10 protein-coding genes are annotated in these 15,978 nt (G+C 39.9%); 3 read left to right on the top strand and 7 right to left on the bottom strand.

Annotation, left to right across the window (positions count from 1 at the left end):
* Positions 1-62 precede the first annotated feature (62 nt).
* The 4 genes from HT722_RS08195 to gyrA form a co-directional block, all read right to left on the bottom strand.
* A complete protein-coding gene (locus HT722_RS08195) occupies positions 63-1,343 on the bottom strand; it encodes an O-acetylhomoserine aminocarboxypropyltransferase/cysteine synthase family protein (protein ID WP_173278610.1) in 1,281 nt (426 codons plus the stop codon).
* 148 nt (positions 1,344-1,491) lie between these two features.
* Positions 1,492-2,289 (bottom strand): formate/nitrite transporter family protein, encoded by a 798-nt coding sequence (locus HT722_RS08190; protein WP_173278608.1) that lies wholly within the window; start codon positions 2,287-2,289, stop codon positions 1,492-1,494.
* 138 nt (positions 2,290-2,427) lie between these two features.
* A complete protein-coding gene (srtA, locus tag HT722_RS08185) occupies positions 2,428-3,168 on the bottom strand; it encodes a sortase SrtA (RefSeq protein WP_173278606.1) in 741 nt (246 codons plus the stop codon).
* Positions 3,168-5,636, bottom strand: coding sequence for a DNA gyrase subunit A (gene gyrA, locus HT722_RS08180; protein ID WP_173278604.1), 2,469 nt, complete (start codon positions 5,634-5,636; stop codon positions 3,168-3,170). The genes srtA and gyrA overlap by 1 nt, the downstream gene beginning before the upstream one ends.
* A 193-nt stretch (positions 5,637-5,829) precedes the next feature.
* On the opposite strand from gyrA, the gene HT722_RS08175 reads away from it, so the two are divergent.
* The gene (locus HT722_RS08175; protein ID WP_000204726.1) at positions 5,830-6,816 is read left to right on the top strand and encodes an L-lactate dehydrogenase; all 987 of its coding nucleotides are present in this window, start codon (positions 5,830-5,832) and stop codon (positions 6,814-6,816) included.
* A 243-nt stretch (positions 6,817-7,059) separates the two neighbouring features.
* On the opposite strand, the gene pyk is transcribed toward HT722_RS08175, so the two are convergent.
* The 3 genes from pyk to HT722_RS08160 all read right to left on the bottom strand — a co-directional run bounded on the left by pyk (position 7,060) and on the right by HT722_RS08160 (position 12,814).
* Complete coding sequence (gene pyk / locus HT722_RS08170; protein ID WP_173278602.1) at positions 7,060-8,565, bottom strand: pyruvate kinase; 1,506 nt, start codon at positions 8,563-8,565, stop codon at positions 7,060-7,062.
* Between the two features lie 58 nt (positions 8,566-8,623).
* Positions 8,624-9,631: a 6-phosphofructokinase gene (gene pfkA, locus HT722_RS08165; protein ID WP_173278600.1), complete on the bottom strand. Its 1,008-nt coding sequence runs from the start codon at positions 9,629-9,631 to the stop codon at positions 8,624-8,626.
* A gap of 81 nt (positions 9,632-9,712) precedes the next feature.
* Entirely contained in the window at positions 9,713-12,814 is a 3,102-nt protein-coding gene (locus HT722_RS08160) for a DNA polymerase III subunit alpha (protein ID WP_173278598.1), read from the bottom strand.
* A 346-nt stretch (positions 12,815-13,160) separates the two neighbouring features.
* Here HT722_RS08160 and HT722_RS08155 point away from each other — a divergent pair, with 346 nt between their 5' ends.
* Together HT722_RS08155 and HT722_RS08150 are read left to right on the top strand one after the other, a co-directional pair.
* Complete coding sequence (locus HT722_RS08155; protein WP_173278596.1) at positions 13,161-15,434, top strand: Xaa-Pro dipeptidyl-peptidase; 2,274 nt, start codon at positions 13,161-13,163, stop codon at positions 15,432-15,434.
* A gap of 16 nt (positions 15,435-15,450) precedes the next feature.
* Positions 15,451-15,921 (top strand): arginine repressor, encoded by a 471-nt coding sequence (locus HT722_RS08150; RefSeq protein ID WP_173227007.1) that lies wholly within the window; start codon positions 15,451-15,453, stop codon positions 15,919-15,921.
* Positions 15,922-15,978 lie beyond the last annotated feature (57 nt).

Raw genomic sequence — 15,978 nt, 5'->3', positions numbered from 1 at the left:
TATCATGCCTGAGGGAAAATCAAAAACAGCGAGTCGAAACCCACTGTTTATCTTCTTTTTCTTTAAATTTTTTCCAAGGCCAAGCTCAAGTCTTCGATCAAATCCTCTACATTTTCAAGTCCGATTGACAAGCGGATTTGGTTTGGTGTGACACCTGCTGCTTCAAGGTCTTTTTCTGACAATTGACCGTGAGTGGTTGTAGCTGGATGAACAACAAGCGATTTAGCATCTGCCACGTTCGCAAGGTCAGAAAAGATTTCTAAATGATCAATTACCTTGCGTGCTTCTGCCTCCCCACCTTTGACATGGAAGGTAAAGATGGAACCCACACCTTTTGGCAAGTATTTCTCAGCCAAAGCATGGTAAGGACTGTCTGCTAGTTTTGGATAGTTGACTTTTTCTACCTTAGGATGATTGACAAGGAAATCAACAATTTTCTCAGCATTTTGAACATGGCGTTCCACACGAAGTGAAAGGGTCTCAAGGCCTTGAAGTAACAAGAATGCGTTAAATGGGGACAAGGCTGCACCTGTATCACGGAGCAATTGGACACGAACAGCGATAATAAAGGCTGCTGCACCCACATCACGAGTATAGCTCAAGTTATGATAGCTTGGGTCTTCCTCAACAAATTGAGGGAATTTCCCTGAAGCCGCCCAGTCAAAACGCCCACTATCGACAATCACTCCACCAATAGTCGTACCATGCCCACCGATAAACTTAGTCGCAGAGTGAATGGCAATATCAACACCGTGAGAAAAGACGTTAATCAAATATGGTGTAGCAAAAGTGTTGTCCGAAACGAGTGGAATCTGGTGTTTATGCGCAATCTCAGCCAATTTTTCCAAGTCAGGAATGTTAATCAAGGGATTGCCCAAGGTTTCAATTAAGACAAGCTTGGTATTGTCTTTGATCGCTGCTTTTACTTCCTCCAAATTATCCACATCGACAAAGGTTGTTGTGATCCCATAACGAGGAAGGGTTTCTTTCAAGAGATTGAAAGTCCCACCGTAAATAGTTGATGCTGCTACAACATGGTCACCAGCATGGGCAAGTGCCAAAATCGTATAAGTCACTGCAGCCATACCTGATGCGGTTGCAAGAGCTCCAACACCACCTTCCAGAGCAGCAATTCTTTCTTCAAAGGCAGCCGTTGTAGGATTTGTAATACGAGTATAGATATTCCCTGGTTTTCTCAAGGCAAACAAATCGGCACCTTCCTGCGTGTCATCAAAAACAAAGGATGTAGTCTGATAAATCGGTACTGCACGAGACTTGGTAGCTGGATCCACAACTTGACCAGCATGCAATTGTAATGTTTCAAATTTAAAATCACGAATCATAAGGCGACCTCCATATAGTTTGATTAAGGATATTGTAGCACCTTGAGTTATAGTTTACAAATATCAGTTTTCTATATTTTGATATAATAAATAACTATTACCTTATTTTAAAAATCGAAAAAAGCACGACTCAATCGTGCTCATTTTCTTAATCTACATAAGTATCTTCATTTTTATTGAGGAAGGCATATGGAAGACCCATCAAGAGGCCTCCTCCGATAAAGTTTCCGATGAAGGTTACACCCCAGTGACGAAGCATATTTCCAACACCGAAGTTGGCAATTGAGTCAGCAGCAACACTGAATTTTACAATCGCGAAAGAAGCAAAGTTCGCGGCAATGTGCTCGTTTGTTAAGAATACAAACATGTAAATCGCTGACAACACAAGCCAAAGTTTGGCACCACCATCTTTGACCAAAACAAATGAAAGAATCGCAATATTAACGAAAATATTTGCCAAAATCGCCTCAAGTAAGACTAATTCATTTGAACGGCCTAACTTCATCTCAACAACCCCTGTGATGAAACTATCGTGTGTCAGATGTGCATAAGCTGCTGAGTGGGCAAAGCCCCAACCTGCTATCAAAGCCCCGATAAGGTTGAACAAGGTACAGTAAAGTAAAATCTCAGCTGTTTTTCTCCAAGAGATTTTTTTCAAGAAACTACCTGCAGTCAAGAACATCATGTTTGATGTTACCAACTCAGCATTCAAGAAAACAATGTAGGCCAAGCCCCAAGCAAAGACAAATGGGAAGAGGAAACGTCCACTACCTGGTGCGATTTTATTAATCAAGTCAGCCCCAACTGCACCTGCAGCAGTACTGAAGGTTAAAAATGCACCTGCAAACATAGAACGAATCGCATACTTAAATTTGCTTTGGCTATAAAGACTTTCTTTCTTCTTGCAAGCAAATTCAATCTTTGAGATAAATTCTGAAGAAACCATAATAAACTCCTAAATCTTTTTTCTTGATAATTATATCACAAACTTTAGAATTAAGGAAGCGTTTTCCGTATTTCATAAAAGTTTATTTTTATGAAAATCTTAAAAAATCAGTGAAATCCATGATTTCACTGATTTGTATTAATAAAATTGTCTATACGGTTGATTGAAAGCTGTTAGGATTTCATCAGATGTTTGTGAATAATCTTTTGTTTCTTTCAAATCACCTTTTACAATAATACGTTCTGTAGCAGCAAGGTCTTCACAGGTTACTAATGTGATTTCATTGACCCCATCTCTATCATCAACCTCATCAACACGATCCGGTGTCACACGTTTGACTTCACGTATTTCATAGGTATAAACTTTATTTTTATCGGTTAGATAAATCTTCATACCATTTTTAGCATTATCTAAAGGAGAAAATAACATTTTATTAGCATTATCAACACCAAAGATATGGTGACTAGCTAGACTATAATTTCCTTCTCCCATTACTTGCTCGCGTTTCATTGTACCAGCGCCGTAGAAGAGATTAACATTATCAAGTCCTTTAAAAATCGGCAAATTCATTTCCAATTCAGGAATTGCAATTCCCCCAATAACTGGTAATTTTTGAGCATCCCATTGAGAAGCTAAAACAGCTTCCGAAGAAATCGCTTTGACCGAATCAAAATCAAAATTTCCTTCTGTATCCTGATTTTCTTCTATTTTTTCTTTTGATACCTGGCTAACTTGATACTTATTGGTATTCCAGACCATGAAAATATTTCGAATTTGCGCATTAAAAATCAAAGCCAGTGACAGTACTATCAGAAATCCTGCTAGGATATTTGTCAGCAGATTTTTTCGTTTATTTTTCTTTTTATTTTTTTGAGACATTATGCTTCACCTTCTGTTTCATTTTCTGTCCCAACTTCTTCTTTTTCTGCCGCTGCAACCGTTGTGAAGGTCACTATCTGAGCATCTTGATCCAGGCGCATTACTTTAACTCCCATAGTTGCGCGTCCTGTTTGTGAAATATTGGCAAGATTGGTTCGAATCATGACACCTGTATCAGTGATAATCATCAAATCCTCATCCCCTTGAACAGTCATAAGACCGGCCAGCAAGCCATTTTTTTCGGTAATTTTAGCTGTCTGCATTCCTTTACCACCACGACCTTTTGTTGGATATTCAGTCGCGACTGTACGCTTACCATATCCTTTTTCAGTAATGATAAGAACCTCATCTTGATCAGTAATTACGCTAGCACCAACAACTGTGTCTCCGTCACGAAGGTTAACACCTTTCACACCAGTGGCGATACGACTCATGCCACGAACGGCTGATTGATTAAAACGAACTGCATAACCAAACTTGGTACCAATGATAATATCTGTATCTTCTTCCGTCAACAAGACATTAATCAACTCATCTTCATCTTTGAGGTTCAAAGCCTTGAGACCATTCTGACGAATGTTAGCAAATTCCTTAACGCTTGTTCTCTTCACAATACCGTGACGGGTTGTAAAGAAGAGGTAAGCATCATCACTGCGATCAGACTCAACATTGATAACCGTCTGAATATTTTCGTCTTCATCCAATTTCAAGAGATTAACTACTGGTAGTCCTTTGGCCGTCCGACCATACTCAGGAATTTCATAACCTTTAAGACGATAGACACGTCCTTTATTTGTAAAGAAGAGCAGGTGATCATGGGTGCTAGTTGACACTAACTCACGAACAAAGTCGTCATCTTTCACTCCCGTTCCTTGGACACCACGACCCCCACGTTTTTGAGCAGTAAACTCAGCTTGGTCCAGACGTTTGATGTATCCCTTGTTAGAAAGCGTAATCAAGACATCCGATTCTTCAATCAAATCCTCATCTTCAAGACTCAATACTTCACCGACCATCAACTCTGTACGACGTTGGTCGCCAAACTTACGCTTGACTTCATCCAATTCTTCTTTGATGATTTGAGAAACACGTTCTGGCTTAGCAAGAATATCCGCCAAATCCGCAATCAGAGCCAAGAGGTCATCATACTCAGACTGGATCTTATCACGTTCCAAACCTGTCAAACGACGAAGACGCATATCAAGGATGGCCTGACTTTGACGTTCAGAAAGCTTAAATTTACTCATCAACTCAGCTTGTGCTTCCGCATCCGTTTCACTAGCACGGATGATACGAATCACTTCATCGATATGGTCTAGCGCAATTAAGAGACCTTCTAAGATATGAGCGCGTGCTTCCGCTTTTTCCTTATCAAAACGTGTCCGACGAACAACTACTTCTTTTTGGTGCTCGATATAAGCATCCAAAATCTGACGAAGGGATAAAATCTTCGGTACACCATTTTGGATAGCAAGCATATTGAAACCAAAGTTGGTTTGCATCTGGGTCATCTTAAAGAGGTTATTGAGGATAACATTGGCTGAGGCATCGCGCTTGACTTCAATAACAAATCGAACACCTTCACGGTTTGACTCATCACGTACTGCTGTAATCCCCTCAATGCGTTTTTCCTGAACCAAGCGAACAATATGCTCATGCACCTTGGTTTTGTTGACCATATAAGGAAATTCTGTTACAACAATGCGCTCACGGCCAGTCTTAGTTTCTTCGATTTCGGTACGAGAACGTAGGACAATAGAACCTTTACCCGTTTCATAAGCCTTATGAATGCCTGATTTCCCCATGACAAGGGCACCTGTTGGAAAATCTGGACCAGGCAAGACTTCCATCAAGTCCTTGGTAGTCACTTCAGGATTGTCCATGACCAACTTCACTGCATCAATGGTTTCACCCAAGTTATGAGGGGGAATATTGGTCGCCATCCCAACGGCAATACCAGTTGCTCCATTGACCAAAAGGTTTGGAAAACGTGCAGGCAAGACCAAGGGTTCCCGTTCATTGGCATCATAGTTATCGACGAAATCAACCGTATTCTTATTGATATCTCGAAGCATTTCTAGAGCAATCTTACTCATACGTGCCTCAGTATAACGCTGGGCGGCAGCACCATCACCATCCATGGAACCAAAGTTCCCATGACCATCTACAAGCATGTAACGGTAGCTCCACCATTGAGCCATGCGGACCATGGCTTCGTAGATAGAGGAATCCCCGTGTGGGTGATATTTACCCATGACATCCCCTGTAATACGAGCAGATTTTTTATGAGGTTTGTCTGGAGTAACACCCAATTCATTCATTCCGTAGAGAATTCGACGGTGAACAGGTTTCAAGCCATCTCGAACATCAGGAAGAGCTCGGGCTACGATAACACTCATGGCGTAATCGATAAAGCTCGTCTTCATCTCCTTTGTCAGATTGACATTCACTAAATTTTTATCCTGCATTAATAAATGCCTCATTTCACAATTAGTAAGTAACAACATTATACCATAAATTCCCATCTATTTCAGCCTCTAAACCACTAAAACGTTTACATTGAGAACTATAAGGCATATTCGTGACAAAGTTTTTTAAAAGTGATAGAATGAAGTTGTCTGGGGAAAATCCCCTAATAAAATTAAGGAGATGTTTAGAACAATGACTTCAACTAAACAACACAAAAAAGTTATCCTTGTCGGAGATGGTGCTGTAGGTTCATCTTACGCTTTTGCACTTGTTAACCAAGGAATTGCACAAGAGCTTGGAATTATCGAAATTCCACAATTGCATGAAAAAGCTGTTGGTGACGCGCTTGACCTTAGTCACGCCCTTGCCTTCACTTCACCTAAAAAAATCTATGCAGCTCAATACTCTGACTGTGCAGACGCTGACCTTGTTGTAATCACTGCAGGTGCGCCTCAAAAACCAGGTGAAACTCGTCTTGACCTTGTAGGTAAAAACCTTGCTATCAACAAATCAATCGTAACTCAAGTTGTTGAATCAGGTTTCAAAGGTATCTTCCTTGTTGCTGCTAACCCAGTTGACGTTTTGACTTACTCAACTTGGAAATTCTCTGGTTTCCCTAAAGAACGCGTTATCGGTTCAGGTACTTCACTTGACTCAGCTCGTTTCCGTCAAGCACTTGCTGAAAAACTTGATGTTGATGCTCGTTCAGTTCACGCTTACATCATGGGTGAACACGGTGACTCTGAGTTCGCTGTTTGGTCACACGCAAACATCGCTGGTGTAAACCTTGAAGAATTCCTTAAAGACACTCAAAATGTTCAAGAAGCTGAATTGATTGAATTGTTCGAAGGTGTTCGTGATGCAGCCTACACAATCATCAACAAAAAAGGTGCAACATACTACGGTATCGCAGTAGCCCTTGCTCGTATCACTAAAGCAATCCTTGACGATGAAAACGCAGTACTTCCACTTTCAGTATTCCAAGAAGGTCAATACGGAGTTGAGAACGTCTTTATCGGTCAACCAGCTGTTGTTGGTGCACATGGTATCGTTCGTCCAGTAAATATCCCATTGAACGACGCAGAAACTCAAAAAATGCAAGCATCTGCTAAAGAATTGCAAGCTATCATTGACGAAGCATGGAAAAATCCAGAATTCCAAGCAGCTTCTAAAAACTAATTTAACTATAGACAACTCCTTGAATTATCAGGGAGTTGTTTTTTCTGTATTATAGTAGGTTGAAATAAGATATGAACAAATTAATTTCTAGAAATGTTTTAGCAGCCACGACGTACTATTCTAGCTTCAATACACTATAAAAGCTAAACATTTTATGAAAGTTTTGCCTCTTTATTACCCTCTATACAAAAAAGCCTATCACACAAGCTCTAAAGCTGGATATGATAGGTTTTTATATTTTTCTTAACGTACTGTGCGGATACGCATTGTATTTGTACGAACAGCTTCTCCTACTGGTACACCAGCAACGATAACGATATCATCGCCTGACTCAACAAGACCTGCTTCTACCGCTTTACGTTCAGCGATTTCGAACATATCGTCAGTTGAAGATGGAGCATCTGTCAACATTGGGATAACACCCCAGTTCAACATCAAGCTACGTTCTGTCAATTCATCAAATGTCAATGCCAAGATGTCAGCATTTGGACGATATTTAGAGATCAAACGTGCAGTGTGACCTGTCTTAGTAAGAGTTACAACCAATTTAATGTCCATTGAGTTAGTAGCATCTTTAACAGCAGAAGCCATTACTTCTGTCTTAGAGTTACGCTCAAATGAATCTGAATCCAAACGTCCGTATTCATTAAGAAGAGTTTGAGCGTTCTTGTCGATTGTAGCCATTGTAGTTACTGACTCAAGTGGATATTTACCGTTTGCAGACTCACCTGAAAGCATTGTAGCGTCAGTACCGTCGATAACAGCGTTGAATACGTCTGATACTTCTGAACGAGTTGCACGTGGTTTTTCAGTCATTGTTTCAAGCATGTTTGTTGCAGTGATAACAACTTTACCTGCAGCATTGACTTTCTTGATAATCATTTTTTGGTAAACTGGAACCATTTCGAATGGTACTTCGATACCCATGTCACCACGAGCGATCATGATACCATCAGCCGCTTCGATGATTTCATCCAAGTTATCGATACCTTGTTGGTTTTCGATTTTAGCGAACAATTGAACATGTCCGTTTCCAGTTTCTTCACAGATTGCACGAACTTCGTTTACATCTTTAGCAGTACGTACGAATGAAATCGCGATGAAGTTGATACCTTGTTCAAGACCGAAACGGATGTCGTCGTTATCACGTTCAGCAAGAGCTGGGAAAGGAATTTTAGTGTTAGGAATGTTCACACCTTTTTGTTTAGCAATTACGCCATCATTTTCAACTTCAACTTCAAATTCACGAGTTGCATCATCTTTAGCAACAACACGAAGACCAAGTTTACCATCGTCAACCAACACTTGACGACCAACTTCAACATCATCATAGATATCAAGAGCACCAGCAACGTTCAATGCAATCACTTCACGAGTTGATTTGATTCCTTGTTTAGTTGCAACACGGATTTTTTCACCAGTTTTGTATGAATACTCTTTAGCTTCACCTTCGAACAATTCTGTACGGATTTCTGGTCCTTTTGTATCAAGAAGGAAACCAACTTTTTTACCTGCAAGTTTTTCAGCAAGTTTAACAGTTGCCATACGCTCACCTTGTTCTTGGTGGTCACCGTGTGAGAAGTTGAAACGGAATGTGTTAGCACCAGCTTCAATCAATTTAGCAATGTTTTTAGCTGAAGCTTCAACATCAAGTTTTTCACCCCAGTATCCGTCATCACCGAATTTTTTACCACCACGGATTTCTACCGCAGGTCCCAAAGTTGCAACGATTTTTACACGTTTGTTCATGATTTTTTGTGACTCCTTTATATATATGACCTTTTGGTCTTATTAACTAAATTATGAATTATGACAAGCAATTGTTCAATTGTGACAGGTCAAGATCAGCTTTGTGTGGATTATTTACAATAATCTTACCGTCTGCTGCCAAACTAAACAATGCTCCTTCTTCTGCAGTACCAAGAATTGGATTTTCAACCATTTTTTCGTTACGAATACCTACCGCAACACCACCGATACCTTTTTTAAGAAGTTTAACGGCATGGGCACCCATACGTGACGCCAATACACGGTCACGCGCAGTTGGAGAACCACCACGTTGAATATGTCCAAGTTCTGTCACACGAAGATCGGTCGTATCTCCAGCTTCTTTTAGTTTTTGAGCAAATTCATCTGCTGACATAACACCTTCTGCCAAAACGATGATATTGTGTCTTTTACCACATTCATAGCCAGCTCTGATGCTTTCTACGATATCTTCAATTTTGAAGTCTTCTTCAGGGATGATAATTTCATCAGCACCAGTTGCGATACCAGCCCAAAGAGCGATATCACCAGCGTTACGCCCCATAACTTCGATGACAAAAGTACGACGGTGACTTAATGATGTATCACGAATCTTATCGATAGCGTCCATAGCAGTCGTAACCGCTGTGTCAAAACCGATTGTGAAGTCAGTACCAACGATATCGTTATCAATTGTACCTGGAAGACCGATAGCTGGGAAACCATGCTCAGTCAAACGCATAGCGCCGTGGTAAGAACCGTCACCACCGATAACAACTACACCTTCAATGCCGTGTTTTTTCAATTGCTCAATCCCTTTAAGTTGCCCTTCAAGTTGAGCGAACTCTGGGTAACGAGCTGAGTGAAGGAAGGTACCACCACGAGAAATGATGTTTCCTACTGAAGCCGCATTTAAGGGATGAATTTCACCGGCAACCATACCAGCATATCCGTCATAGATACCAAACACTTCCATTCCTTCTGAAATTGCTTGACGAACAACTGCACGGATAGCAGCGTTCATACCAGGGGCGTCTCCACCACTAGTCAAAACAGCAATACGTTTCATATTGGTTATGCTCCTTTTTCTTTTAACATTCTTATTGATTATACCACATTTGATTTTAAAATTCTTCTATTTTCCGTATTTTTAGCGATAAATCGTTTTCATAACGATTTCATTCAATTTCGCTTCTAATTCATTGGATTTAGCTACAAAATGATGGGGAGAAACGATTGTTTTCTGTTCCTCTTCATACCTGATGATGACTGGGATTGGACCTTTATATTGGTCTAAAATACGTGAAATTTCTTGATCCGAATCATGATTCTTCACCTGTATCCAAAAGCGTTCAGCAACTGCTTCTCTTATTTCTTGTGCAATCATTTGCAGACGACCATCACGTGACTGGATTTTCCCTTTTATATAGTAGAAAGCTCCCTCTTTTATTTCCTGCCCAACCTGACGATATAAGTCTGAAAAGAGAGTGACATCCAATTTTTTCTTACTATCATCCACCTGTAAGAAAGCCATGTTTTCACCCTTTTTGGTACGAATTACTTTTATCTTCTGAACTTCAACCAAAATAATAGCGTAGCTATTTTCTGACAAATTCCCAATTGGGGTAATCGGGTAAATAGCCTTATTTGCAATAGCTTGCAGTGGGTGTTTGCTGACACCTATCCCTAAAAGCTCTTGTTCCATATAGAATTTTTCTTGCTCTGTCCAATCTTCCGATTCCTGCCAACTATAAATAGTATCTCCAAACAAACTTCCCAACTCTTTTACAAATTCAAATAGATTAGCTATGTTATTAAATACTTTTTGACGATTTTTTTCAAATGAATCAAAAAGACCGACTTTTACCAAAGGTTCTAGCAGAGGAAGTTTCAGATAATTCTCAGGTAATTTAGCTATAAAATCTTCAATGTTAGAATAAGGTCTATGTTCAATAATCCAAAGAGCCAAATCCTTGCTGAGTCCCTTAATCGATTTCAAACCTAGATAGATAGACTTGTTGGCAATTTTATCGTGATAGGGAATAGTATTGATGGACAATGGGGCTACTTCAAAACCTGCTTCAAGTGCATCTATTAAGTAATCACTGTTGGCAGAATTCAACATAACCTGATAAAAAATGGCTGGATAATGCGTTTTGAAATAAGCCAACTGGAAGGCCAAGGCTGAGTAGGCATAGGCATGAGATCTATTAAATCCATAACCTACAAACTTCTCCATGACATCAAAGACCTGCTCTGCCTTTTCCGCAGTATGACCAGCATCTAATGAACCTTGAATAAAAGAAGCCCTCATCTCATGCATGGCAGAGGCATCCTTTTTCCCCATAGCCCGACGCAAAATATCGGCTTTCCCAAGACTAAATCCGGCAAACCGCTGAGCTACCTGCATAACCTGCTCCTGATAGAGCATGATACCATAGGTTGGAGCCAAAATATCCTCCAGTACTGGATCTAGAATAGTCACTTCTTCCTGCCCATGCTTTCTTGCCACAAAATTATTGATATAGTCACTAGCACCCGGTCGATTTAGAGAAGTAGTTGCTACGACATCCTCAAAACAGACTGGTTGCACACGTTTGAGCAAGCGAATGGCACCCGGTTGCTCAAATTGAAAGATACCTTTTGTATTGCCAGAGGCAAATAAAGCTAACGTTTCTTTGTCTTCCAAATCGATTTCTTCAATTTTAAGGTGAATACCTTCTGTTTCAGCAAGCAACTCTTGCATCTTCTGGACAAAGGTCAAATTTCTCAGTCCCAGAAAGTCCATTTTCAAAAGCCCACTAGCTTCAACTCCATGAGCATCATACTGAGTCAGTGGAATTTCATCACCATGCTTCAGAGGAATATAGTTGGTCAAATCCTGGTCGCTAATCACAACACCAGCCGCATGGACAGAGGTTTGTCTTGGATAGCCCTCAATCTTGCAAGCAATCTCAAAGGCTTTTTGGTATTCTAACTTACTATTGATTTGCTGACGAAACTGGAGATTGCCCTCATAAGCCGACTTGAGATTATCACGAAAACTGATTTTCTTGGTAATTGCAGATAATTCATACTCTGGAACACCAAAGCGTTTCAAGACATCACGCAGAGCTTGCTTGGCACCAAAAGTAGAAAAAGTAACGATTTGTGCCGCATGTTTACTACCATATTTATTACCAACATATCTGATAAAATCTGGACGATAAATATCAGGAATATCAATATCAATGTCAGGCATGGTATAGCGTTCACGATTGAGGAAACGTTCAAAAATCAGATTTTTCTCTACTGGGTCAATCCCTGTAATGTCTAAAGCATAGGAAACCAAGCTACCAACTGCGGAACCTCGTCCCATTCCCATATAATAGCCATTCGAACGTCCGAAACGCAGCAAATCCCAGACAACCAAGAAATAATCATCAAAGCCCATATCATGAATAACAGCCAATTCTTGGTCTAGTCGATCTTGATATTCTTTACTAGACAACCCCTTCTGAACAAGCCCCAGTTCAGCACGTTCTCTCAACTCTTCTACTGCTGGTCTAGCAGGGTTAAAACGAGGCAGTTTCAAACTCGTATCCAAATCATAAGAAATGCCTGAAATCAGCTTTTCTAAATTGTCCAAGGCTTGAGGAAAACGTTCTTGGAATAATTTCTCTAAAGAACTTGCTGATATAAAGACATCTTGTCGTGAACGCAAGGGAACTTCTCTGAGGGGTAGGTTTTCTTTAATCGCTGTTAAGACTTGTAGAACTTCTCTATCCCTGCTTTCAAAGGCATCGACCCGATAAAGGGGCAAGATTGGATGATGAAATTCGCTTGTCAGTGTTTCTGGATAAACTCCAATATAATAATCACAGCCTAGATTTAGCGACTCAATCTCTTCAAAATAAGGCACAATGACTGCAATATCCTCCAGATACTGGGACAGGACTGACCAACTTTTCTCCCCCTGCATCTTGGCTGTTGAAAGCTTCATCAACTGCTGATAGCCCACACTAGATAAAGCTAAAAAGCGCAAATTCACTTCCTGAGCATCCACAAATACAGTCATTTCAAGCCCTAGTAAAGGATGAATGCCGTATTTTTTTGTAATCTCTAGAAAGTCGAAAGCCCCATAAAGATTGTCAATATCCATCATAGCCAAATGAGTGTAGCCATATTCTTTAGCTGCTCTCACATACTTTTCAATCGAAATGACGCTTTCCATAAAACTATAGACTGTTTTTGTATCTAGTTGTGCGATCAATTTACACTTCTCCTCTATCCTTCTCACTATATTATACCATTTTCACCTATAAAAGGCTGCTCTTGAGAAACATTTCATCAGCTTACTAATTTACTTTTTATTCATTTGTATTTTTGTCATCGTTTTTTATATTTATACTATATTATATATAAAAATAGAAAACATATAATATAAATCTCCTAGAATTTTTATATTATACCTATTATATCTATTATTACACTGTTCTCTATATTGAATTTAGCACTTTATTCATTTTTATTGGATTATTTCCTTTTACAGTTAACAATTCCCTTTCTGCTTTTTTTTTGATATAATAACCTTAACTATCATTCTATATGGAGGTTCTATGCGTTTTAATCAATATAGTTATATCACTTTTCCAAAAGAAAATATCTTATCTGAACTAAAAAAATATGGCTTTGATTTACAAAACACAGCCAATCCCAAGGAATTACTGGAAACTTTTTTACGTCGCTTCTTTTTCACTTATGAGAACACCGACTATCCACTCTCCTGCTTAGCTATAGATAAAGAAACTAACATATTAACTTTTTTCAAATCTGACAAAGACTTGACAGCAGATATTTTTTATACTGTTGCTTTTCAACTTTTAGGCTTTTCTTATTTGGTTGACTTCGAAGACAGTGAAGCTTTTCGTAAAGAGACTGGATTTCCTATTGTATACGGTGACTTGATTGAAAATCTCTATCAGTTACTCAATACTCGCACCAAAAAGGGGAATACCCTGATTGATCAACTTGTTAGTGATGGTCTTATTCCTGAGGATAATGACTATCACTACTTTAACGGCAAAAGTTTAGCAACTTTTTCCAGCCATGATGTCATTCGTGAAGTGGTTTACGTTGAGTCTCGTGTCGATACTGACCAAAAAGGTCTTCCAGACTTAGTCAAGGTCAGCATTATTCGTCCTCGTTTTGATGGAAAAATCCCTGCCATCATGACAGCCAGCCCTTATCATCAGGGAACCAATGACAAGGCAAGCGATAAGGCTCTCTACAAGATGGAGGGCGAGCTTGAGGTTAAACCTGCTCATAAGATTGAACTAGAGGAACCTCAACTCAATCTCGTCCAACCTCAAGGTCAAGCTGAGCTTGTGGCTGAAGCTGAGGAAAAGCTAAGTCACATCAACTCTAGCTATACACTCAACGACTACTTCCTTCCACGAGGTTTTGCTAATCTCTATGTGTCAGGTGTTGGTACCAAAGACTCTACTGGTTTCATGACTAACGGAGACTACCAACAAATCGAAGCTTATAAAAATGTCATCGACTGGCTCAATGGCCGTTGCCGTGCCTTTACTGACCACACGCGCCAACGTCAAGTCAAGGCTGACTGGTCAAATGGAAAAGTAGCCACAACTGGACTTTCTTATCTAGGTACCATGTCCAATGGTCTTGCGACTACAGGAGTCGATGGTTTAGAGGTTATCATTGCTGAGGCTGGCATTTCTTCATGGTACAACTACTACCGTGAAAACGGTCTGGTGACTAGCCCAGGTGGTTATCCAGGTGAGGACTTTGACTCCCTTGCTGAACTAACCTATTCTCGTAATCTCTTGGCTGGCGACTATATCCGTGGCAATGAAGCTCACCAAGCTGACTTAGAAAAAGTGAAAGCTCAGCTAGACCGAAAAACTGGGGACTATAACCAGTTTTGGCAGGACCGGAACTATTTGCTCAATACCCATAATGTAAAAGCAGAGGTTGTCTTTACTCATGGTTCTCAGGATTGGAATGTCAAACCACTTCATGTTTACCAGATGTTCCATGCTCTTCCTGCACATATCAACAAGCATCTCTTTTTCCATAATGGTGCCCATGTTTACATGAACAATTGGCAATCAATTGACTTCCGTGAATCCATGAATGCCTTATTAACCAAGAAATTATTGGAACAAGAAACAGATTTTCAGCTTCCGACCATTATCTGGCAGGACAATACCGCTCCTCAGACTTGGTTATCACTTGATACCTTCGGTGAGCAAGATAACTTTGAAACCTTCTCACTTGGTCAAGAAGAGCAAGTTATTCAAAACCAGTACTCAGATAAGGATTTTGAGCGCTATGGTAAAACCTACCAGACCTTCAATACGGAACTCTATCAAGGGAAAGTCAATCAGATTACTATTGACCTTCCTGTGACTAAGGATCTTCACTTGAACGGTCGTGCCCAACTTAATCTTCGTATCAAATCCAGTACAAATAAGGGGCTCTTATCTGCCCAACTGCTAGAATTTGGACAGAAGAAATACCTACAACCTTATCCAGCTATTTTAGGTTCTAGAACCATTGATAATGGACGCTACTACATGTTGGAAAATCTTAACGAATTGCCTTTTCGTGAAAATGCACAACGCGTCGTGACAAAAGGTTACCTTAATTTACAAAATAGAAATAATTTACTGTTAGTAGAGGATATTACTGCAGATGAATGGATGGATGTGCAATTTGAACTGCAACCTACTATTTATAAGCTAAAAGAAAAAGATACTCTTCGTTTAATCCTCTATACGACTGACTTTGAAATCACCATCCGTGACAATACCGACTATCACTTGACTGTCGACCTCACTCAGTCCACGCTTACCATACCTTGCTAAAAGGAGTTACATTATTATGAATAAATCAGAACACCGCCACCAACTCATACGCGCTCTTGTCGCAAAAAACAAGATTCATACACAGGCTGAATTGCAGTCCCTTCTTGCTGAGAACGACATTCAAGTGACCCAGGCAACCCTCTCACGCGATATCAAAAATATGAACCTATCAAAAGTCCGCGAAGAAGATAACGCTTATTATGTTCTTAATAATGGTTCCATCTCAAAATGGGAAAAACGTTTGGAAAACTATATGGAAGATGCCCTCATCATGCTGCGACCTATTCAGCACCAAGTCCTACTCAAAACTCTTCCTGGTCTAGCACAATCGTTCGCTACAATTATTGATGCTCTTGATTTCCAATATATTATCGCAACCCTTTGTGGTGATGATGTTTGCCTTATCATCTGTGAAGATACAGATGCTGCTCAAAAGTGCTTTGAAGAACTGAAAAAATTCGCCCCACCATTTTTCTTTGGTGAATAAACAGAAAGAGAAATCTATCTCGTACTCAAATACAAAAGCTCCCCCTGTAGTTTCTAG

Source organism: Streptococcus sp. 53 (genome assembly GCF_013276565.1).
GTDB lineage: Bacteria > Bacillota > Bacilli > Lactobacillales > Streptococcaceae > Streptococcus.
This window is presented reverse-complemented; position numbering and strand designations above follow the sequence as displayed.

Bases quoted from the DNA above. Each gene is read 5' to 3' on its own strand.
- HT722_RS08195 (WP_173278610.1), bottom strand. From the start codon at position 1,343: ATGATTCGTGATTTTAAATTTGAAACATTACAATTGCATGCTGGTCAA.
- HT722_RS08190 (WP_173278608.1), bottom strand. From the start codon at position 2,289: ATGGTTTCTTCAGAATTTATCTCAAAGATTGAATTTGCTTGCAAGAAG.
- srtA (WP_173278606.1), bottom strand. From the start codon at position 3,168: ATGTCTCAAAAAAATAAAAAGAAAAATAAACGAAAAAATCTGCTGACA.
- gyrA (WP_173278604.1), bottom strand. From the start codon at position 5,636: ATGCAGGATAAAAATTTAGTGAATGTCAATCTGACAAAGGAGATGAAG.
- HT722_RS08175 (WP_000204726.1), top strand. From the start codon at position 5,830: ATGACTTCAACTAAACAACACAAAAAAGTTATCCTTGTCGGAGATGGT.
- pyk (WP_173278602.1), bottom strand. From the start codon at position 8,565: ATGAACAAACGTGTAAAAATCGTTGCAACTTTGGGACCTGCGGTAGAA.
- pfkA (WP_173278600.1), bottom strand. From the start codon at position 9,631: ATGAAACGTATTGCTGTTTTGACTAGTGGTGGAGACGCCCCTGGTATG.
- HT722_RS08155 (WP_173278596.1), top strand. From the start codon at position 13,161: ATGCGTTTTAATCAATATAGTTATATCACTTTTCCAAAAGAAAATATC.
- HT722_RS08150 (WP_173227007.1), top strand. From the start codon at position 15,451: ATGAATAAATCAGAACACCGCCACCAACTCATACGCGCTCTTGTCGCA.